At 63.7% G+C, this 1,249-nt stretch carries 1 protein-coding gene; it reads left to right on the plus strand.

Translation table 11 applies throughout. The features are described from left to right. On the plus strand, positions 1-1,214 hold a 1,214-nt coding region (gene tnpC, locus XH79_RS06885; RefSeq protein ID WP_271581163.1), incomplete at its 5' end, for an IS66 family transposase. Positions 1,215-1,249 lie beyond the last annotated feature (35 nt).

Below are 1,249 nucleotides of genomic sequence, written 5' to 3' on the forward strand. Positions count from 1 at the left end.
ATCGGATGCATCGGATGGGCGAGACCGTCACCGAGCAGTTGCACGTCGAGATGAAGGCGTCGGTGCTGCAACATGTGCGGTTCAAATATGCCTGCCGTCACTGCGAGCGTACCGCGCTGAACACCCCGATCGTGACCGCGCCGATGCCGGCGCAGCCGCTGCCGGGTAGCGTCGCCACGCCATCGACGCTGGCGCTGGTGCTCGCCAACAAATACGTCGACGGCACGCCGCTGTACCGTGTGGCGGACGCGCTGGGGCGCGCCGACGTCAGCATCAGCCGCGGGACGCTGGGCAACTGGGTGATCCGGGCGAGCGAGTTGCATCTGCATCGGGTCTATGACGCGCTACAGCAAAAGCTCAGGTCGCAGCCCCTGGTCCACGGCGACGAAACCTGGGTCCAGGTTCTGAAAGAGGACGGCCGGGATGCGCAGGCCAAATCCTTCATGTGGGCCTATCGCAGCGGCCAGGACTGCGCGCAGCCGGTCGTGCTGTTCGATTACCAGCCCGGTCGCGGCCAGGAACATCCTCAGGCCTTCCTGGCCGGCTATCGCGGCTTGTTGATGAGCGACGGCTATGACGCCTGGGGCACGCTGACAGGCGCGACCCATCTTGGCTGTATGGCGCATGCGCGCAGGAAATTTACCGATGCGCTCAAGGCCAGGAAGACGCCCGGCGGTCCGCCATTGCAGGCGCTCAAGTTCTTCGAGGCGTTGTATGAGGTCGAGAGGGTGGCGCGCCAGACGCCGCCCGACGACGAAACGCGCGCCGCATACACCTTGCGGCTGCGCCAGCAGCATAGCCTGCCGGTATTGGCCGCCTTCCGGACCTGGCTCGACGACCAGGCGCCGAAGGTCCTCCCCGAAAGCTTGACCGGCAAGGCGATCGCCTATGCGCGCAACCAATGGGATTATCTGACCCGCTACACCAGTGACGGTCTCGCCCCGATCGATAACAATGTTCTGGAGCGCGACATCAGGCCGTTTTGCACCGGACGAAAAAGTTGGCTGTTCAGCGACACCGTTGCCGGCGCCAAGGCAAGCGCCGTGATCTACAGTTTGGTGCTGACATGCCGGGCATGCGGCGTCGATCCCTATGCATGGCTACGTCACGCGCTCACCGAATTGCCCCAGCGCGCGCCAGACGCCGATATCGAAGATCTGTTGCCGTTCAACTGCACCGCTCAAAAAAACCTGCCAGCTGAGAATAGCGGCTGACGTTCGAACGCTCAGGTCAACCAAGCCGTTCCGAT

This window comes from Bradyrhizobium sp. CCBAU 45389, from assembly GCF_028128625.1.
GTDB lineage: Bacteria > Pseudomonadota > Alphaproteobacteria > Rhizobiales > Xanthobacteraceae > Bradyrhizobium > Bradyrhizobium liaoningense_B.